A 17,902-nucleotide genomic window follows, 5' to 3' on the forward strand; every position below is an offset into this window, starting at 1 on the left:
ACACATTCGCGACCGCGCGCAACCTTCAGACAAGGTTGGCAGCGGAGTGTCTCATACGTTCGCATAGGTACGAGGTCATATGCTGCTCAGTCGTGCGCAGGTACAGCAACTGCTCAACAATCTGCTGGAGCTTGGGCCACGACGCTTGATGGCCTTGGGGCTGATCGGCTTTGCCGTTCTCGTTACCGTCGTCGGCGGTGCCTACTATCTGAGCCGGCCTGAATTCGAGACGCTCTATACCGGCCTCACCCGCGAAGACGTGACGCGCATGGGCGCCGCGCTGCGCGAGCAGAACATCGCTTTCGATGTCAATACGGCCGGAGACGCCGTCTCGGTGCGGCCGAGCCAGACCATGCAGGCGCGGATGCTGCTCGCCGAGAAGGGCCTGCCGACCAGCGCCAATTCCGGCTACGAGCTATTCGACAAGATCGGCTCGCTCGGCCTGACCTCGTTCATGCAGGAGGTCACCAAGCTGCGAGCGCTGGAAGGCGAGATTGCGCGCACGGTGCAGCTGATGAAGGGCGTGAAGGCCGCGCGCGTGCATATCGTCATGCCCGTACGCGGCTCGTTCCGCGCGACGCAGCAGCCGCCCTCGGCATCGGTCGTGCTGCGCACCGACGGCGCGATCGAGGCGCGCACGGCGCAATCGATCCGTCATCTCGTCGCGGCCGCCATTCCCGGCATGAGCCGCGACAAGGTGACCGTGCTGGACGCCGACGGCTCGATGCTGCTCGCCGAAGAGGATGAGGCCAGCGCCGCACCGACCAAGATGGCAAGCCTCCAGAAGACGGTCGGCGGCATGGTGCAGGAGAACATCCGCAAGGCGCTGACGCCTTATCTGGGTCTCGACAATTTCGAGGTAAGCGTCGCACCGCAGCTCTCCACCGACAAGCGGCAGATCAACGAGACCGTCTACGATCCCGAGAGCCGCGCCGAGCGTTCGGTGCGGAACGTGCGCGAGAAGGAGTCTTCGCAGAACGCGGACCGGTCGACGCCGACCACGGTGCAGCAGAACCTCCCCGATCAGCAGGTGAACGCGGGCGGCAGCAAGAACTCCAGCGAGGACAAGACCCGCCGCGAGGACGTCACCAATTTCGAGGTGTCGTCCAAGACCACGACGACGGTGAGCGACGGCTACTCGGTCAAGAAGCTCTTCATCGCGGTCCTGGTCAACCGCGCGCGCCTCGTCGCCGATCTCGGCGACAAGAGCAACCAGGTCATCATCGACAGCAAGCTCGCCGAGATCAGCCAGCTCGCGGCCACCGCCGGCGGACTGGACAAGCAGCGTGGCGACCAGATCCAGGTGACGGCCGTCGACTTCATTGAGGGCTCGCGCGAGCTGGCGCCGGTGCCGCCGATCAGTTTCGTCGAGATGATCAACAAGCAGCTCGGCAGCGTCATCAACGCGGTGACCATCCTCGCCGTTGCCTCGATGCTGGTCTGGTTCGGGCTTCGGCCGGCGGTCAACGGTATTCTCACCCATCGCGCCGAACAGGAGCAGACCGAGGCAGCGGAGGCTGCCGCCCTTGAGGCCGCCGCCCTTGCATTGCCTAACAGCGAGGAGGCCGAGCTCAACCTCGTCGAAGATCTCGAAGGCAAGATGCAGCGAACGCCGCAAAAGCGGCTGGAGCAGATCGTCCGGCTCGATCAGATGCAGGCGGCCGCGATCCTTAAAGACTGGATGCGACGCGAGGAGGCGGCATGAACGCAGCAATCGGAAAGCTCCTGACGCAGTTCGACGCGAACGGCCGGGCCAAATCGCCGCCGCCTCCGCCGCCGAAGATCCAGGACGTGCTGACAAGGCCGAGGGAGGTTCGGCGCGAGCCGCAACCTCAGCCTCAGCCGCAACCACAGCCCCATTCGCAGCAGCAGCTTCAGCCGCCGTCCCCGGCAGCGGAAGCTCCGCCGGTCAACCTTCTCGACGATGCCTATCGTCGCGGCCATGCGGCCGGCGTCGCGGAAGGCGAGGCCAGGCTTGCGGAGGAACGCGTCCGCAGCGCGATCCGGCTCGGCGAGGAGCGGGCCAAGTGGTCCGACCAGCAGGCGGCCACCATCGTCAACGGCTTCGAGACGGCTTGCCGCGAGATTGAGACCAATATCGCGAGCTCGGTTGCGCGGATATTGCTGCCGTTTCTCACGGAGGCGGTCCGCGACAAGGCGATCGAGTCGCTGGTCGAGCAGATCGCGGCGTTGACCGGCAATTCGCCGGTGCCGGTGTTCAAGGTCACCGGCCCGAGCGAGTTGCTGGACCTGGTGAAGGCGCAGCTCGAGAAGGCCCGGCGGACGGGCATCGCTTATGAGGCCGCCGACACCTTCGAGGTCCGCGTCGTGGCCGACCAGACCGTGATCGAGACCCAGATCTCGGCCTGGAGCGAACGCCTCAAGGAGGCGCGCCGGTAGTCCGCCATGAATGAGGTCAAGCCAGAGCTCGTGATCATCCGCCGGCGGAGCGCTTTCGACGACGAGAAGCCGCACGGCGGCGTCTGGAAGATCGCTTATGCGGATTTCATGACCGCGATGATGGCGTTCTTCCTGGTCATGTGGCTGCTCAACGCGCTCAACCAGGACCAGAAGCAGGTGGTCGCGAGCTATTTCAATCCGATCAAGCTCGCGGAGAATGCACCTGCTCCGAAGGGTCTGAAGGACCTCTCCAGGAAGGAGCCGTCGTCATTCGAAGGCCAGGACGGCAGGCGTAAGCCGGCGGGGCCGAACGAAGAACGTCGCGGCGACTCGCCGACGGCGGAGAAACCGCCCTTCTACGAAGAGAAGGTCCTGTTCCGCGATCCCTATGCGACGCTCGCCGAGATCGCCAATAGTGCGAACCAGGCCTCGGGCCAGCGTCGCGCCGGCGCCCTGACATCGGCCGAAGAGGACGGCCTCAAGGGTGGCGACGCTTACCGTGATCCCTTCGATCCCGGCTATTGGAAGCTGGCGCCGCAGATGTCCAAGGACGCGGATCGCATCATCGAGAGCGAGCCGAAGCCGAATGCCTCCGCGCGCGATGCGTCCGGCACGGGTCAGAGCGAACCGCAGGCGCGCCGCGCCAAGGTGGATGATGCGGGCGGAAGCGTGGCGCCGAACGCGGATAGCCCGTCCGCAAGCCTGTCGCCCCTGTTGCCGCCCGGGCCTGCGCCGTCGCAATCCTCGCGCGAGGGCAGCGCCCAAGCGACCGCTCAGGCCAATGCTGCCGCGCAGGCGCGCCCCAACGATACGACGAAGGACAACGAGCCGCGCGATGCGGCGCAAACGCAGCAGCCAACCGTCAAGCAGCTTCAGTCTGCGATCGCGGACGCGCTGTCGGACGTCAAGGCCGGCGCGGGACCTGCGGCCGAGGTTCGTCAGGTCGAGGAAGGCCTACTGATCAGCCTGACTGACGATGCGAGCTTCGGCATGTTCGCGGTCGGCTCGGCGGAGCCGCGGCCCGAGCTCGTTCGCGTCATCGACAAGATCGGCCCGCTGCTGACGAAGCGGCCCGGCATGATCATCGTCCGCGGTCACACCGACAATCGGCCGTACAAGTCGGAGACCTACGACAATTGGCGGCTGTCGACCGCCCGTGCGCAGATGGCCTATTACATGCTGGTCCGCTCCGGCGTCGATGCGCAGCGGATCGAGCATGTCGAAGGTTACGCCGACCGGCGGCCGAAACTGCCGAACGATCCGGCGGCCGCGCAGAATCGGCGGATCGAGATCCTGATCCGGGAGAAGCGCCTTTGATCCGGCCGCTCCTCCGCACCGTCTTGCTGCTGCTGCCGTTCACGGTGGCAGGCGCATTGGCGGAGCCTGCGCCGGCCCCGGTATCGACAGCGGGGGAGCCGTATGAACTCGTGCGCGCATTGCAGGCTGTGCAGGATGGCATCGCCAATGGTGACACCGCGGCGCATGGCAGCCACATCGCGTTGATCCGGCAGGTCGGCGAGAAATTTCTCGCCGCTGACGCGGGCGTGTGGAGCAATGCGCGGAACGGCCAGGCCGTCGTCATCTATCTGCTCAGCGGCGGCGCGCCGCAGGTTGTGCGCAAGCTGCCGCGCGACAAGCTGAACGTCGACGAGCGACTGTTCGATGGTGCGCTGGCCTATGTCGAGGGCCGCCAGGACGAAGCGCGCGAGCTGCTCAAGGACGTCAAGCCGCGCACGCTTCCGTCGGGTCTGGGCGGGCAGGTCGCGCTGGTTCAGGGCGCGCTCTTCGCACGTGCCGAGGCCTCGCTCGCGATCGAGCGCCTCGACGACGCGCGCTTGCTCCTGCCCGGTACGCTCGTAGAGGAGGCGGCGCTGCGGCGCGAGATCCTGCTGGTTGGGCAGGCCGAGGAATTCGACAAGTTCGAGTTCCTGACGCTGGCCTATATCCGCCATTACCGCAACTCGATCTATGCCGGCGATTTCTGGCAGCGCTTTTCCACGGGCCTGACGCAATCGAGCCTCGCGCTCGACGAGCGCCGCTTTGCGCGGATCACAACCCTGTTGGAGCAGATCGATCGCGCCAGCCGCCTCAAGCTCTATCTCGTGATCGCGCGCGCGGCGATGGTGCGCGGACAGCTGGCCGTGACCCGGCTCGCCGGCGAGCGTGCGCTGACGCTCAGCGCCGATGCGTCAGCGGATCGCGAGCGTGCGCATTTCTTCCGTGGCGCCTCGCGGACGCTCACCGACGAGTATGATGGCGGTCTCGCCGAGCTGAAGGCACTCGACCGCTCGAAGCTGCCCGAGCGCGACGTTCCCCTTCTGAATGCGACGCTGCAGCTCGCGCTCGACGTCCGCAAGCCGTTCGCCGGCGGATCCGCGGCCGCAGCCGATAAGCCTCCGGCAACGCCGGCGCGCCTCGACCTCGCGTCATCGACCGCGACCATCGCGCGTGCGCGGAAGCAGCTCGGCGAACTTGAACTCCTCACCAGGGATCGCCGTCCATGACCAAGCTCAGCGAAACCTCCGGACAGCCATTCTCGGGCCTCGCGGAAAGCCTCAACATGCGCAGCACGTCGCGCTCCGGCAAGAGCGCGGGGGCGAAATCATCGGCAGACTCGTCGTTCAACGATCTGCTCCACACCGTCTCCAATCTCGCCAAGCGCGCGCTCGACGATCAGGGCAGCGACACGAGCGCGAAAGCCGGAACACTGCGCACGCGTCTGACGCACCCGATCGGGAAAGACACGGCGAAGGACGAGGCGACGTCCGACCGCATCTCAGCGGCTGACGAGCCCAAGTCCAGTCACAAGACCGGCGACCGGAAGACGGGCGAATCGTCGGAGACGGAAGATCTGGTCGACCCGACCGCAAAGCCGGACGTTTCGAATGGGCCGGGCATCCCCGCGATCGTCGGACAGGAGCTCGCCGCCGTGCCGGCCGCGAAGCCGCAGCCGGCGACGGTTGACAAGAAAGACGCGACCGCACGCGACGAGCGCATGTCCACGAAGCGTGAGGTTCAGGCTGCGGGCATGGCGAAGGTCGCCACAGCCGAGTCTGCTTCGTCCGCTCTCGCTTCGGCTGGTACGCGTTCTCAGGATGCGGCGGCTCCGGCCGCACAGCAAGGCAGCGAGACATCGCCAAAGGCAATGCCGGCGGCGCCTGGTTTCGAGGCGGTCACGGCCAATGTGGAACCCGCCGTCAAGGCCTCGGCGCGGGATGCATTGCCCGAGACGACCAAGGTCACCGTGGTGCAGCAGGAGACCCATCTGCCACCGGCGCAGTTCAACGCGCCGCAACAGGTCGCCAACGCCGTCGTCGCCGAGCTGAAGGAATCCGCGACGACCTCTGCGACCGCCGATCCCGCAGCGTCCCAGACCAACGCGCCGGATCAGCCGCTCAAGATCCTGACCATCAATCTGGAGCCGCCGGCGCTCGGCAACGTCACCGTGCGCCTGCGTCTCGTCGGCACCGAAGTGTCGGTCCACCTCGCGGCCGAACGCAAGGACACCAGCCAGATGCTGGACCAGCAGCGCGACTCCATCCGCGATCTCATGCAGTCGGCGGGTTATGTCGCTGACGTCGCGCCGGTCCAGCACGGCTCGCTGGATGGATTCCAGAGCGGCTCCGGCCAGTCGCAGTCGCAGCTTTCGAGCCAGCAGCAGCCGCCGTCGCAAGGCTCGTTCGGTGGCGCGAGCACGTCGTCGGGACAGTCCGACGGCGACGCGAGGCAAGCCCGGCAGGAGCGCCAGCCCAACCAGGAGACGCGTCATGACCAGGACGTGGCGCCGCAGATTCGTCGCGGCCCTGTTTATCTGTAACGCGGGCGCTGCGGAGGCGGCGGCCGACAGCGCGCGCCCCTGCGAGCGCGAGATGGCGCGTGCGGCCCGGCAGCACGGGATTCCGCTCGGCATCCTCTATGCGGTCGGCCTCACCGAGACCGGGCGGCGCGGCGCGCTCCATCCCTACGCGCTCGGCGCCGACGGCCAGACCGTGTTCGCCAAGGACATGAACGATGCGATCGCGAATTTCGAAACCATGCGAAGCAAGGGCATCAAGCTGATCGACCTCGGCTGCATGCAGATCAATCACTATTATCACGGCGACAAGTTCGCCTCGGTGCGTGCGATGTTCGATCCGGCCAAGAACGTCGAATATGCCGCGCTCTTCCTGAAAGAGTTGAAGCAGCGCGAGGGCAGCTGGACCATGGCGGTCGCCCGCTACAATGCAGGGCCCAACAATCAGCCGGCGCAGAAGCGCTACGTCTGTCACATCGTCGCCCATCTCGTCTCCAGCGGCTTTGGCGCGTGGACCGACAAGGCGCGCTCGTTCTGTCAGCCGAAGACGACCTGACGACATCAAGTTGTGCACGGTTCCCCATCATCAGCCCCGCGCAAGCAAGAACCCTCATTGTAACTTCAACCTACCACAGGAGCCCAATCCATGAGCCTCTACGGCGTTATGCGCACCGGCGTTTCCGGGATGAGCGCGCAGTCCAACAAGCTCTCGACGGTCTCGGACAACATCGCGAACGTCAACACCACCGGTTACAAGCGGGCTTCGACCGAATTCTCCTCGCTGATCCTGAAGAGCGGCTCGGGCAATTACGACTCCGGCGCCGTCGAGACGACCGTCCGCTACGCCATCAGCGACGACGGGCATACCCAATTCACCACATCGACGACGGACCTTGCCGTTCAAGGCAATGGCTTCTTCGTGGTGTCGAACGCCACCAACACGCAGCAGTTTCTGACGCGAGCAGGCTCGTTCGTGCCGGACAGCCAGGGCAACCTGGTCAACGCGGCCGGCTACTATCTTCTCGGTCAGCCTGGCCTCGTGACCAATTTCTCGCAGAACAGTCTGGCCGGCATGCAGATCGTGAACATCTCCCAGGTCTCGCAGGTGCCCGTGCCCTCGACGGCGGGAACGCTGACGGCCGGCAATCTGGATCCGAATGCGGCTGTTATTGCCGGTCCGCCTGGCCCGGCATCATATTCATCGAAAAGCTCGATCGTGGCCTACAACAATATCGGCCAGCCCGTTACGCTTGACGTCTATATGTCTCACACCGCGACGGCGGCTGGCTCGGACACCTGGCAGATCCAGGTCTACGATTCCGCGACCGGGACCTCGCTCGCCCCCGCCACCACCTTTACCTTCGACACCACCGCGGTCGGCAAGGGCGCCCTGGCTGCGGCAAGTCCGACGGGTCTCACCGTGACTGTCCCGGGCGGTGCGGCGCTGACCATGGATCTGTCGAACATGACGCAAGCCGGCACGGACTTCAGCTTCAAGGCGACCGTCAATGGCAGTGCCCCTTCGGCCATCGACAAGGTCAACGTCGACGAGGCAGGCCATGTGACGGCGGTCCTCAAGAACGGCCAGCAGCTGACGCTTTACACGATCATGCTTGCCGACGTCGCGAGCCCCGACAATCTGACGCCCGAGCCCGGTAACGTCTATTCGACCAACATGAACTCCGGCAACGCGCAGGCCGGAAATGCCGGCACTGGCGGGCTCGGCACGATCCAGTCCGGCGCTTTGGAAGACTCCAACGTCGATCTCGCGGACGAGCTCACCGGGATGATCGAGGCGCAGCGCGGCTTCACCGCGAACTCGAAATCGTTCCAGACCGGCGCCGACCTGCTCGACGTCGTCGTCAACCTGAAGCGCTGAATCCTCGAGCGCTCATCCCGGGGAAGAGCAGATCATGTCCCTTACCGCCGCTCTCGACTCCGCTCGCGCTTCGCTCATGGCGTCGGGCATCCAGTCGTCGACGATCTCGCGCAACATCGCCGGTGCCAGCACGGCCGGCTATTCGCGCAAGATCGCCGTGCTGGACAATCTTCCCAATGCCGGTGTTTATGTCGCGGCGATCCAGCGCGCCGCCAGCGGCGGCCTGTTCACCAACGTCTTGACCGCGACGTCGGCGTCCGCCAAGCAGAGCGCGATCTATGACGGTCTCCAGAAGATCGCGACCTCGACGGTGGACGATCCCGAGCTCGAGCAGTCGCCGACCGCCCAGCTCACCAAGCTGAAGCAGGCGCTCCAGCAATACGCCAACTCGACGGACAACGCGACGTTGGCGCAGGCCGCGGTGGCCTCCGCCAAGGACATGGCGACCGCGCTCAACCAGGCCACCAAGACCGTGCAATCGGTCCGCGAAGGCGCGGACGCCGACATGGTGACGTCGGTCGCCAATATCAATCAGCTCCTCACCCAGTTCGACAAGGTCAACACCGCGATCGTGCGAGGGACGATCACCTGTGACGACGTCACCGACTATCTCGACCAGCGCGACAGCATCGTCTCGAAGCTGTCGCAGGAGGTCGGCGTCTCGATGTCGCTCCGCGCCAACGGCGATGCGGCGCTCTACACCGACAGCGGCGTCGTGCTGTTCGACAAGACGGCGCGAACGGTGAGCTTCACGGCGACCAATGTCTATACGCCGGGCACCACGGGCAATGCGGTCTATATCGACGGCGTCCCGGTCACCGGTGCCAATTCCGTGATGCCGCTCAAGACAGGCAAGCTCGCGGGGCTCGCCGAATTGCGCGACAACGCCACGGTCACCTATCAGAGCCAGCTCGACGAAGTCGCGCGCGGTCTGATCGACGCCTTCAAGGAAGTCGATCAGTCCGGCGCCGCGCTGCCCGACGTGCCCGGCCTCTTCACCTATCCCGGCGCGCCCGCGATGCCCGCGAGCGCCACCATTTCGGTCGGCCTTGCCGGCACGATCAGTGTTGCCGCGTCGGTCGATCCGGCCGCAGGCGGCAACCCGAATCTGCTGCGCGACGGCGCGATCAGCGGCAACGCCGCCTATAATTACAACACCACCGGCAACGCCGGCTTCTCGGCGCGGCTCCAGCAGCTCATCAACGAGATGGACGCGCCGCAGCCGTTCGATACCACGGCGCAGGGCAAGCCGAGCGGCAGCGTGATCGAATTCGCGTCCTCCTCGGCGAGCTGGATCGAAAGCCAGCGCAAGGCCGCGGACGACAGCGTCCAGTACCAGAACACGTTGCTCGACCGCAGCACCGCGGCGCTGTCCAACGTCAACGGCGTCAACATGGACGACGAGATGTCGCTGATGCTCCAGGTCGAGCGCACCTATTCGGCATCGTCGAAGATCATTTCCACCGTCGACGAGATGTTGCAGAGCCTGCTGGCTGCCGTGGGGAATTAAGTCATGATGAGCGCGAACTACATCTCGACCTTGATGCTGTCTTCGGCCTTGAGGTCATCGATCACCAACAATCAGAGCGCGCTGAGCAAGGCTTCGAAGGAGGCGACCACGGGTCGCTTCGCGGACGTCGGCCTCGAGCTCGGCACGGGGACGGGTCGCGACGTGAGCTTGCGCGCCGAATTCAACTTCGCCGACCAGCTCGTCGATACCAACGAGCTCGTTGCGGGTCGGCTTGACGTGACGCAGAACCGGATCACCCAGCTCGGCTCGACCGCGTCGGATTTCCTCAAGAACCTGATCGCCGCCCGCGATGCCGATAGCGGTGCGCGGATCATCCTGCCGAGCGCATCCGCCAATCTCCAGGATCTCATCGGCGCGCTCAACGTCTCCTATAACGGCTCGTACCTGTTCGGCGGCATCAATACGCAGACCCAGCCGGTCACGAATTACACCGCCGGCTCGGCCAGCAAGAACCAGGTCGACGCGGACTTCCTCGCGAGCTTCGGCTTCGCGCAGTCTTCGGCCAGCGTGAGCACCATCACTCCGGCGCAGATGCAGAACTTCCTCGACAACACCCTCGACACCGAGTTCGCGAGCCCGGCCTGGAACACCAACTGGTCGTCGGCGACCGACCAGACGCTGTCGAGCCGCATCTCCACGACCGAGGTCGTCGACAGTTCCGTCAGCGCCAACCAGCCCGGCTTCCGCAAGCTGGCCGAGGCCTACACCATGCTCACCGATCTCGGAAACACGAGCCTGAGCAAGGATACGTTCCAGGTCGTCGTCGACAAGGCCATCAGCCTCGTCAGCGGTGCCATCAACGATCTCGCCGTGCTCGGGGGCACGGTCGGCTCGATCCAGCAACGCGTCACCGGCGCGACCGAGAAGCTGAAGATCCAGAAGGACATCCTCAACGACCAGATCGTCAAGATGGAGGCGGTCGACCCGACCGAGGCGTCGGTCCGGGTCAACACTTTGCAGACCCAGATCCAGACGGCGCTCGCGCTCACCTCGCAGCTCCAGAAGATCAGCCTCATCAACTATCTCTGAGCTAAAGTTCGCTGCTAAGGCTCGCAACCTTGTCTTGTTATTCGGTCTCCCGTGCAGAGTGGTTCTGATGACGTTTGAAGCCTATGAAGCGGTCGTCGACGAGAGTGGCCATGAGGCGCGGGGCCGCGAGCGGCAGGCGCTCAGCCTCGGCATCGACCGGCTCGAGCGGATTCAGCGAGGCGGATTCCGCCTCGAGGATCTGGTCGAGAGCCTGCTCTATGTCCGGCGGCTGTGGACGATCTTCATCGAGGATCTGTCGCATCCGGAGAACGGACTGCCGGACAAGCTGCGGGCCGACATCATCTCGATCGGCCTGTGGGTCGTCAAGGAAGCCGACCGCCTTCGCGAAGAGAAATCGAACGACGTGATGCAGCTCATCGAAATCAACCGCCTGATCCGAGACGCTCTTTGATGAAGATCTCCTTGCGGGCGGGCGAACGGATCTACATCAACGGCGCGGTGCTGCGCGTGGACCGCAAGGTCTCCGTCGAGCTCGTCAACGACGTAATGTTCCTGCTCGAAGGGCAGGTCATGCAGGCGTCCGACGCCACCACGGCGATGCGGCAGCTTTATTTCATCGTGCAGCTCATGCTGATGAACCCGACCGACGTCCGGGATGCGTCGGCGCTCTACGCGCAGCATCACGCGGCCCTGCTTGCGGTGTGCGAGAACGGCGAGATGCTCGACGGACTTGCCGCGGTCGACGAGCTGGTCGAGACGACCCGTTACTTTGAGGCGCTCAAGCGGATCCGGGCGCTGTTCCCGGTGGAGCAGGCGATCCTGGCCGGCGTCACAACCCATACCCCATTCGAGGCTGCCTGACAGCGGAGAAGCTAGATGAACGTCACCAGCGCGACCGACACGACCGGCAAGTCCTCCAGTTCGACCAGTTCCACCACGGCCACGTCGAGCAACAGCGTCGACTACAACACGTTTCTTCAGCTGCTCGTCGCCGAGATGAAGAACCAGGATCCGACCAATCCGATGGACACCTCGCAATATATGAGCCAGTTCGCGCAGCTCTCGACGGTCGAGCAGGCCATGCAGACCAATACGAAGCTGGATGCGCTGCTGTCCTCACAGTCGTTGTCGCAGGCCAACGGGCTGATCGGAAAGACCGTCAGCTTCACCGACTCGACCGGCGCCAGCTTCAGCGGCAAGGTCGCTTCGGTCTCCATCAACAGCGACGGCTCCATCGCGACCCTCGAGAACGGCACGAAGGTTGCCGTCGGGCCCGGGCTCACCATCAGCCAATCATGAACGAGCGGGACGCCCTCGACATCGTCCAGGCCGCGATCTGGACCATCATCGTCGCCTCCGGGCCCGCGGTCGGTGCCGCAATGCTCGTCGGCACCGTCATTGCGCTGATCCAGGCGCTGACTCAGATCCAGGAGGTAACGCTGACCTTCGTCCCGAAGATCATCGTCATTCTCCTGGTCGTCGCAGTCTCCGGCTCGTTCATCGGGGCGCATCTCTCCACCTTCACCGAGATGGTTTATTCGCGGATCGAGCACGGCTTCTGATCTCCGAGGCCACCACCCTCGCGTAAGCTTTGCACGGCAGATTACCGGGCGGATCCTCTGCCGGTGACCCATGGCCGATACGTTAGCTGCTAGCCTGCCAAGCCCGCGCCGCCTCGGGGCGGACGCCTTCTTCGCGGGCGGTATCGTGACCATGCTCACGATCCTGTTCCTGCCCATACCGCCGATCCTGATCGATCTCGGCCTCGCCTTCTCCATCGCGCTCTCGGCGCTGATCCTGATGGTCGCGCTGTGGATCCAGCGGCCGCTCGACTTCTCGGCCTTCCCGACCGTGCTGCTGATCGCGACGATCCTGCGCCTCGCACTGAACGTCGCGACGACGCGCCTGATCCTGTCGCGGGGCGGGGAGGGCGAACAGGCCGCAGGCTACGTCGTCGCCGGATTCTCGAAGTTCGTCATGGGCGGCGACTTCGTCATCGGCCTCATCATCTTCGCGATCCTGGTGACGGTCAATTTCGTCGTGATCACCAAGGGTGCGACGCGTATCGCCGAAGTTGGCGCCCGCTTTACCCTGGACGCCATCCCCGGCAAGCAGATGGCGATCGACGCCGACTTGTCGGCGGGTCTGATCGACGACAAGGAAGCCCAGCGCCGGCGCCGCGAGCTCGAAGAGGAGAGCGCGTTCTTCGGCGCCATGGACGGCGCCTCGAAATTCGTCCGTGGCGACGCCATCGCCGGCCTGATCATCACCGCGATCAACATCTTCGGCGGCATCATCATCGGCGTCACCCATCACGGGCTGACGCTGTCGCGTGCCGCCGACGTCTACACGAAACTGTCCGTCGGCGACGGCCTGGTGTCGCAGATGCCGGCACTGATCGTGTCGCTGTCGGCAGGCCTCCTGGTCTCCAAGGGCGGCACCAGGGGGTCGGCGGAGCAGGCCGTGCTGCGGCAGCTCGGCAGCTATCCGCGCGCGGTATCCGCCGCCGCGCTGATGATGTTCGTGCTCGCCTTGATGCCGGGGCTGCCGATGGCGCCGTTCGTGCTGCTCGGCGGCGTCATGGCCTTCGTCGGCTATTCGCTGCCGAAGCGGCAGGCAGCGCTGAAGCAGAAGGAAGATGCGCGCAAGGCCGACGAACGTGCGCAGGCCGACGCCAAGGAATCCGTCAAGGAGCAGCTCAAGACCGCGGAGATCGAGCTGGCGCTCGGCGGCCATCTTTCGGTCCATCTCCTTGGCTCGCGCACCGAGCTTGCGCACCGTGTCGCCAAGATCCGCAAGAAGTTCGCCAAGCAGTACGGCTTCGTCATTCCGGAGATCAAGCTCAGCGACAATCTGTCGATCGATCCCAAGGGATACCAGATCCGGATCCACGACACGCGCGTCGCGCACGGCGAGCTCAGGCTCGGCGAGGTGCTGGTGCTGGTCGACAAGGACGGCAAACCCGACGTCCCCGGCGAAGAGGTGATCGAGCCCGCCTTCGGCATGAAGGCGCTGTGGGTGACGGAGGCCTTCACCGACGAAGTCAAGCGGCAGGGCTGCAAGCCGGTCGACAATCTGTCGGTGCTGCTCACGCATCTCAGCGAGGTGATCCGGGCGAATCTCGCCCAGCTCCTGTCCTACAAGGACATGCGCGCCCTGCTCGACCGACTCGATCCGGAATACAAGCGCCTGGTCGAGGATCTCTGCCCGTCGCAGATCTCCTATTCGGGACTGCTGGCCATCCTGAAGATTCTGCTGGCCGAACGCGTGTCGATCCGCAACCTGCACCTCATTCTCGAGGCGATCGCCGAGATCGCGCCGCATGTTCGGCGCTCCGAGCAGGTCGCAGAGCATGTGCGGACGCGTCTAGCCCAGCAGATCTGCGGCGACCTCTCCGACAACGGCGTGCTGAACGTGGTCCGCCTCGGCAATCGTTGGGACCTGGCGTTCCATCAGAGCCTGAAGCGCGACGGCAAGGGCGACGTCGTCGAGTTCGACGCCGATCCACGCCTGATCGAGCAGTTCGCGACCGAAGCCAGTGCGGCGATACGCAAGTTCACCGAGAACGGCACCAGCGTGGTGCTGGCGGTGACCCCCGAAGCCCGTCCCTATGTCCGGATGATCCTGGAGCGGGTGTTCCCGACCTTGCCGATCCTGTCGCATGTCGAAGTCGCGCGCAGCGCCGAGATCAGGGCGCTCGGAGCCGTATCGTGATCAGCGGCCTCGCCGACAGCGTGCTGGTGACGTTCATCGTGTTCTGCCGCATCGGCGCCTGCCTGATGCTGGTGCCCGGCTATTCCAGCGTCAATGTTCCGGCCCAGGTGCGCCTGTTCGTCGCGCTCGTCACGACGTTCGCGTTGACGCCGATCCTGATCGCGGTCCTGAAACCGCTCACGGACAACGCGGCGCCGCTGACGCTCGCGCTCCTGATCTGCTCCGAGCTCGTGGTCGGCAGCGTCATCGGCCTCGGTGGGCGTGTGTTCTTCCTCGCGCTCCAGACCATGGCGACCGTGATGGCGAGCGCGATTGGACTGAGCAACATCCCGGGCACGCCGGTCGGCGACACCGATCCGGCGCCGGCCCTGGTGCCGCTGATCATGGCGGCCGTCACCACGCTGTTCTTCATGACCGACCAGCATTGGCAGGTGCTGCGCGGGCTGATGAACTCCTACGACCTCTGGCATCCCGGGAACAGGCTCGGCGGCAGCATGGCGCTCGACCAGCTCGTCGGCCGCCTCTCGGAAGCGTTCGTGCTGACGCTGCGGATCACCAGCCCCTTCATCGTCTATTCGGTCATCGTCAACCTGGCGGTCGGCCTGATCAACAAGCTGACGCCGGCCATACCGGTCTATTTCATCTCGGTGCCCTTCGTGCTGTTCGGCGGCTTCCTGCTGCTCTACCTCACCAGCGACGAGCTGCTGACGCAGTTCATGCTCGGCGTCTCGTCATGGCTGGCGGAGTGATGGTCATGACGTCGCGCGCGGACAAGCTCGGTCGGATGGTCTCGCTGCTGAAGCTCCAGCTCCGGCTGTCCGAATGGCAGCTTGCGCAATTGCGCCAGCAGGAGCGCAGCCTGCAGGACGAGCAGGAATGGCTGGTCGGGGCCCTGAACGAAGGGAAGCCGCCGGCGGGATCATCAAGCGAATCGATCGCGCGACGCCTCAACAGGACGAGCGTCGGCGCCCGCGCGGTTCAGGCGCAGGCATCGCAGCAGCTCGACCTGGTTCGCTCGGAGAGCCGCCGTGTGAAACAGCTCGAGCAGGTTGCGAAAGCGGCGCTCGCCGACAAGCTTCGCGACGCGGAGAAGCAATCGCTCGAGGAAATGACGGGCACAAGCCCAGCCGTGCGCGAGTGGACGCCGTGGCCAGCCAGCCGGAACAAGACATGATCGTGACAGCGACACCCGACCTCGTTCTCGACGTCCTCGAAGCCGCCGACCCCGTGGCGCAGCGCGCGGCCACCTCGAAGCTCGATGCGCTGAAGTCATCGGACGCCGATTTCGCCGCCACGATGGAGGCGGAGGTCGGCAAGGCCAAGGCGGCTGCTGCCGATCAATCCGCGACGAAGATTTCCGAAGCACAGTCGGGTGCAGTGAACGGCGCTCCGGTGCAGGTGATCAAGGCGCCGGCCTCCGGCGAGGTGTACCGGAAGTTCGAGGCCTTCATCCTCCAGACCTTCGTTGAGACGATGTTGCCGAAGGAGTCGGAGGAGGTCTTCGGCAAGGGCACGGCCGGCGGCGTCTGGAAGTCGATGCTGGCGGAGCAGCTCGGTAGCCAGCTGGCCAAGGGCAAGGGCATTGGCATCGCCAGGCAGCTCGCTGCCGCGCATCCGGCAGGACCGGACGTTACGGGGAAGGCCGGATGACGATCCGGGAATGGGTGACAGAAGTTGAAGGGTGAATTTCCTATGCAGGCACAACAAGGCGCGGCGGCCCTGGTGATCGAACAGCCGGTCGCGGACATCGAGGCGACGACGGAAGCAGCAGCAGGCGATGCGCTGCTGCCCGTGCTCCTGCCGAATCCCGGCGGCGAGGCGGTGATCGAGGGCACTGACGCGGCGAGACCCGACGAGATGCGCGGCCTCCTGGCGGCGATCCGCCGGCTCGAAAGCATCGTCGAGGAGGAGACGGCTGCACTTGCGGCCGGGAAGAAGATCGATTTCGACGATTTCAGCGCCCGCAAGAGCCGGAGCATGCTCGAATTCGTCCGCCTGATGCGGGCACGGATGCATCTCGGCAACGAGATCGAGATCACCGAGGAGATCCAGCGGTTGCGCGAGAAGCTGGAGCGGAATCGCTCCGTCCTCGAAATGCACTACGACGCGGTGCGCGAGGTCGCGACCGTCATCGTCAAGGCGATCAAGGATGCCGAGTCGGACGGCACCTATACCGGCCGCGCAACACAGGATGGAAAATGATCAGACTGGTGCTGGCCGGGCTCTGGGTATGCATCCTCACTGCAGGCACGAGCTACGCCGTGGCCTATTGGAAGGAAAACGGCAGCCTGCTGCCGGCGAAAGACGAATATCTCGATGGGCTGCAATATCAGAAGACGCGGGCGCTGAGCGTGCCCATGGTCGAGAACGGCAACGTGCAGGGCTACATCGTCGCGCGCTTCGTCTACACGGTTGAGGCGCGGACCATGCACCAGCTCAGCGTTCCGCCGGAGCCGTTCGTCGTCGACGAGGCCTTCCGCAGGATCTATGCCGACGACCGGCTCGATTTCAGGAAGCTCGCCCGCTACGACCTCTCGGTCCTCACGACGGCCATCAAGCAGCGCGTCAACGAGCGGATGCAGGCCGACGTGGTCCAGGACGTCCTGGTTGAGGACTTCAACTACGTTTCGAAGGAAGAATTCCAGCAGAAGCCCTAGTTCGCTCTTCGCTGCTGTGCTTCGGCGGCATTCCTGCCGCTTCCGTCAGCTTTCAGAACACTCCGGCCTCCGCGGGGATATCTCCGCGAAGGCCGCCTTCGTATCGCTGTCTTGCCGCGCTAGTTACCTGCCGAATACGCTGCCGGGGCGGCGTGCGCCCTGTTCAGGAGGATGCCGACCTCGTCGAGCTCCTGCATCGGTACGTCGATCGTCTCGCCGGCCGGGATGTTGAGGCGATACCCGACGTAGCGCCGGGCCACGATCGCGTCGAAGCCGAGGCGGTCGCGGAGCTTCTTGCGCAGCTTGCTGACGTGGCTCTCGATCACGCTCTCGTCGAAGGTCGACTCGAAGATGCCATAGACCGCGTTGAAGATCTGCGTCTTGGTGATCCACTTGCCGTGGTTGCTCACCATATATTCGAGAATGCGCAGTTCGCGGCGGGGCAGGGTGAGGGCGTGGCCCGCGATCTCGGGGTCACGACCGTTGAAGAAGACCTGGATCCTGGTCTCGCAGGGCCTTGGCAGCTCGCCTACCCGGCGGCGCGCGATCGCCGCCGTTCGGGCGAGGATTTCGCGCAGGTGGATCGGCACGTGCACGACGTCGTCGACGCCGGACTCGAACAGCTCCAGCGTGTTCTTGAGCATCTTCTGGCCGCTCATGGCGATGATGGGAGCCGAGGAGCGCTTGCGCATCGCCCGCGGCAGGCTTCCGCGGGCATCGCAGTCCCCGAGCAGGAAGGCGTCCACCGCCGCCAGATCCGATTCACTCGCAGATTGCAGCCAGTCCCAGAATTCTCCGGAGGAGAAGCCGATCGACGATACACCTTCGCGAACGAGCCCTCCGACGTAGCTGTTCGCGACGCTCTCGCGATCATCAACGATAATATACATCAGTCTTTCGCCCCTGTTTCGCACTTGTTGCGCGCCCGGTTGGTTATT

At 64.9% G+C, this 17,902-nt stretch carries 20 protein-coding genes; 19 read left to right on the plus strand and 1 reads right to left on the minus strand.

The features are described 5' to 3' along the window. Positions 1-79 precede the first annotated feature (79 nt). The 19 genes from fliF (at position 80) to AAE027_RS13445 (ending at position 16,964) form a co-directional block, all read left to right on the plus strand. A complete protein-coding gene (gene fliF / locus AAE027_RS13355; RefSeq protein ID WP_370988441.1) occupies positions 80-1,705 on the plus strand; it encodes a flagellar basal-body MS-ring/collar protein FliF in 1,626 nt (541 codons plus the stop codon). Further along, entirely contained in the window at positions 1,702-2,400 is a 699-nt protein-coding gene (locus tag AAE027_RS13360) for a hypothetical protein (protein ID WP_370988442.1), read from the plus strand. Before fliF ends, AAE027_RS13360 begins: the two co-directional genes overlap by 4 nt. A 6-nt stretch (positions 2,401-2,406) precedes the next feature. After that, positions 2,407-3,717, plus strand: coding sequence for a MotB family protein (locus AAE027_RS13365; protein ID WP_370988443.1), 1,311 nt, complete (start codon positions 2,407-2,409; stop codon positions 3,715-3,717). Beyond that, positions 3,714-4,904, plus strand: a complete 1,191-nt coding sequence (locus tag AAE027_RS13370) for a chemotaxis protein (protein ID WP_370988444.1) — start codon at positions 3,714-3,716, stop codon at positions 4,902-4,904. Before AAE027_RS13365 ends, AAE027_RS13370 begins: the two co-directional genes overlap by 4 nt. Next, positions 4,901-6,217, plus strand: coding sequence for a flagellar hook-length control protein FliK (gene fliK / locus AAE027_RS13375; protein WP_370988445.1), 1,317 nt, complete (start codon positions 4,901-4,903; stop codon positions 6,215-6,217). Before AAE027_RS13370 ends, fliK begins: the two co-directional genes overlap by 4 nt. Then, positions 6,168-6,749, plus strand: coding sequence for a transglycosylase SLT domain-containing protein (locus tag AAE027_RS13380; RefSeq protein WP_370988446.1), 582 nt, complete (start codon positions 6,168-6,170; stop codon positions 6,747-6,749). The genes fliK and AAE027_RS13380 overlap by 50 nt, the downstream gene beginning before the upstream one ends. A 90-nt stretch (positions 6,750-6,839) precedes the next feature. After that, positions 6,840-8,072, plus strand: a complete 1,233-nt coding sequence (locus tag AAE027_RS13385; protein ID WP_370988447.1) for a flagellar hook protein FlgE — start codon at positions 6,840-6,842, stop codon at positions 8,070-8,072. A gap of 34 nt (positions 8,073-8,106) precedes the next feature. Then, positions 8,107-9,582 carry a flagellar hook-associated protein FlgK gene (gene flgK / locus AAE027_RS13390; protein ID WP_370988448.1) on the plus strand — a complete coding sequence of 492 codons (1,476 nt, stop codon included), beginning with the start codon at positions 8,107-8,109 and terminating at the stop codon, positions 9,580-9,582. 3 nt (positions 9,583-9,585) lie between these two features. After that, positions 9,586-10,632 (plus strand): flagellar hook-associated family protein, encoded by a 1,047-nt coding sequence (locus AAE027_RS13395; RefSeq protein ID WP_370988449.1) that lies wholly within the window; start codon positions 9,586-9,588, stop codon positions 10,630-10,632. A gap of 67 nt (positions 10,633-10,699) precedes the next feature. Then, a complete protein-coding gene (flaF, locus tag AAE027_RS13400; RefSeq protein ID WP_128956043.1) occupies positions 10,700-11,044 on the plus strand; it encodes a flagellar biosynthesis regulator FlaF in 345 nt (114 codons plus the stop codon). Continuing rightward, positions 11,044-11,454 carry a flagellar biosynthesis repressor FlbT gene (gene flbT, locus AAE027_RS13405; RefSeq protein WP_370988450.1) on the plus strand — a complete coding sequence of 137 codons (411 nt, stop codon included), beginning with the start codon at positions 11,044-11,046 and terminating at the stop codon, positions 11,452-11,454. The genes flaF and flbT overlap by 1 nt, the downstream gene beginning before the upstream one ends. 15 nt (positions 11,455-11,469) lie before the next feature. Beyond that, positions 11,470-11,892 carry a flagellar hook assembly protein FlgD gene (flgD, locus tag AAE027_RS13410; RefSeq protein ID WP_091879847.1) on the plus strand — a complete coding sequence of 141 codons (423 nt, stop codon included), beginning with the start codon at positions 11,470-11,472 and terminating at the stop codon, positions 11,890-11,892. Beyond that, the gene (fliQ, locus tag AAE027_RS13415) at positions 11,889-12,155 is read left to right on the plus strand and encodes a flagellar biosynthesis protein FliQ (protein ID WP_027572776.1); all 267 of its coding nucleotides are present in this window, start codon (positions 11,889-11,891) and stop codon (positions 12,153-12,155) included. The genes flgD and fliQ overlap by 4 nt, the downstream gene beginning before the upstream one ends. A 70-nt stretch (positions 12,156-12,225) precedes the next feature. Then, a complete protein-coding gene (gene flhA / locus AAE027_RS13420; RefSeq protein ID WP_128937932.1) occupies positions 12,226-14,307 on the plus strand; it encodes a flagellar biosynthesis protein FlhA in 2,082 nt (693 codons plus the stop codon). Continuing rightward, positions 14,304-15,056 (plus strand): flagellar biosynthesis protein FliR, encoded by a 753-nt coding sequence (gene fliR, locus AAE027_RS13425; RefSeq protein ID WP_370988451.1) that lies wholly within the window; start codon positions 14,304-14,306, stop codon positions 15,054-15,056. The genes flhA and fliR overlap by 4 nt, the downstream gene beginning before the upstream one ends. Before the next feature lie 5 nt (positions 15,057-15,061). Beyond that, a complete protein-coding gene (locus AAE027_RS13430; RefSeq protein WP_370988452.1) occupies positions 15,062-15,481 on the plus strand; it encodes a hypothetical protein in 420 nt (139 codons plus the stop codon). Beyond that, positions 15,478-15,957 (plus strand): rod-binding protein, encoded by a 480-nt coding sequence (locus AAE027_RS13435; protein WP_370988453.1) that lies wholly within the window; start codon positions 15,478-15,480, stop codon positions 15,955-15,957. Before AAE027_RS13430 ends, AAE027_RS13435 begins: the two co-directional genes overlap by 4 nt. Positions 15,958-15,999: 42 nt before the next feature. Further along, complete coding sequence (locus AAE027_RS13440) at positions 16,000-16,509, plus strand: flagellar biosynthesis protein FlgN (protein WP_370988454.1); 510 nt, start codon at positions 16,000-16,002, stop codon at positions 16,507-16,509. Further along, a complete protein-coding gene (locus AAE027_RS13445; protein WP_091879832.1) occupies positions 16,506-16,964 on the plus strand; it encodes a hypothetical protein in 459 nt (152 codons plus the stop codon). The genes AAE027_RS13440 and AAE027_RS13445 overlap by 4 nt, the downstream gene beginning before the upstream one ends. A gap of 119 nt (positions 16,965-17,083) precedes the next feature. Here the strand turns inward: AAE027_RS13445 and AAE027_RS13450 are convergent, their stop codons facing one another. Next, positions 17,084-17,854, minus strand: a complete 771-nt coding sequence (locus AAE027_RS13450; protein ID WP_164934354.1) for a response regulator transcription factor — start codon at positions 17,852-17,854, stop codon at positions 17,084-17,086. Between the last annotated feature and the right edge of the window lie 48 nt (positions 17,855-17,902).

Origin of the sequence: Bradyrhizobium sp. DN3 (genome assembly GCF_041357655.1) — a bacterium.
Lineage (GTDB): Bacteria > Pseudomonadota > Alphaproteobacteria > Rhizobiales > Xanthobacteraceae > Bradyrhizobium.

Excerpts from the sequence above, each read along its gene's own strand:
- fliF (WP_370988441.1), top strand. The coding sequence starts at position 80 with ATGCTGCTCAGTCGTGCGCAGGTACAGCAACTGCTCAACAATCTGCTG.
- AAE027_RS13360 (WP_370988442.1), top strand. The coding sequence starts at position 1,702 with ATGAACGCAGCAATCGGAAAGCTCCTGACGCAGTTCGACGCGAACGGC.
- AAE027_RS13365 (WP_370988443.1), top strand. The coding sequence starts at position 2,407 with ATGAATGAGGTCAAGCCAGAGCTCGTGATCATCCGCCGGCGGAGCGCT.
- fliK (WP_370988445.1), top strand. The coding sequence starts at position 4,901 with ATGACCAAGCTCAGCGAAACCTCCGGACAGCCATTCTCGGGCCTCGCG.
- AAE027_RS13380 (WP_370988446.1), top strand. The coding sequence starts at position 6,168 with ATGACCAGGACGTGGCGCCGCAGATTCGTCGCGGCCCTGTTTATCTGT.
- AAE027_RS13385 (WP_370988447.1), top strand. The coding sequence starts at position 6,840 with ATGAGCCTCTACGGCGTTATGCGCACCGGCGTTTCCGGGATGAGCGCG.
- flgK (WP_370988448.1), top strand. The coding sequence starts at position 8,107 with ATGTCCCTTACCGCCGCTCTCGACTCCGCTCGCGCTTCGCTCATGGCG.
- AAE027_RS13395 (WP_370988449.1), top strand. The coding sequence starts at position 9,586 with ATGATGAGCGCGAACTACATCTCGACCTTGATGCTGTCTTCGGCCTTG.
- flaF (WP_128956043.1), top strand. The coding sequence starts at position 10,700 with ATGACGTTTGAAGCCTATGAAGCGGTCGTCGACGAGAGTGGCCATGAG.
- flbT (WP_370988450.1), top strand. The coding sequence starts at position 11,044 with ATGAAGATCTCCTTGCGGGCGGGCGAACGGATCTACATCAACGGCGCG.
- flgD (WP_091879847.1), top strand. The coding sequence starts at position 11,470 with ATGAACGTCACCAGCGCGACCGACACGACCGGCAAGTCCTCCAGTTCG.
- fliQ (WP_027572776.1), top strand. The coding sequence starts at position 11,889 with ATGAACGAGCGGGACGCCCTCGACATCGTCCAGGCCGCGATCTGGACC.
- flhA (WP_128937932.1), top strand. The coding sequence starts at position 12,226 with ATGGCCGATACGTTAGCTGCTAGCCTGCCAAGCCCGCGCCGCCTCGGG.
- AAE027_RS13430 (WP_370988452.1), top strand. The coding sequence starts at position 15,062 with ATGACGTCGCGCGCGGACAAGCTCGGTCGGATGGTCTCGCTGCTGAAG.
- AAE027_RS13435 (WP_370988453.1), top strand. The coding sequence starts at position 15,478 with ATGATCGTGACAGCGACACCCGACCTCGTTCTCGACGTCCTCGAAGCC.
- AAE027_RS13440 (WP_370988454.1), top strand. The coding sequence starts at position 16,000 with ATGCAGGCACAACAAGGCGCGGCGGCCCTGGTGATCGAACAGCCGGTC.
- AAE027_RS13445 (WP_091879832.1), top strand. The coding sequence starts at position 16,506 with ATGATCAGACTGGTGCTGGCCGGGCTCTGGGTATGCATCCTCACTGCA.
- AAE027_RS13450 (WP_164934354.1), bottom strand. The coding sequence starts at position 17,854 with ATGTATATTATCGTTGATGATCGCGAGAGCGTCGCGAACAGCTACGTC.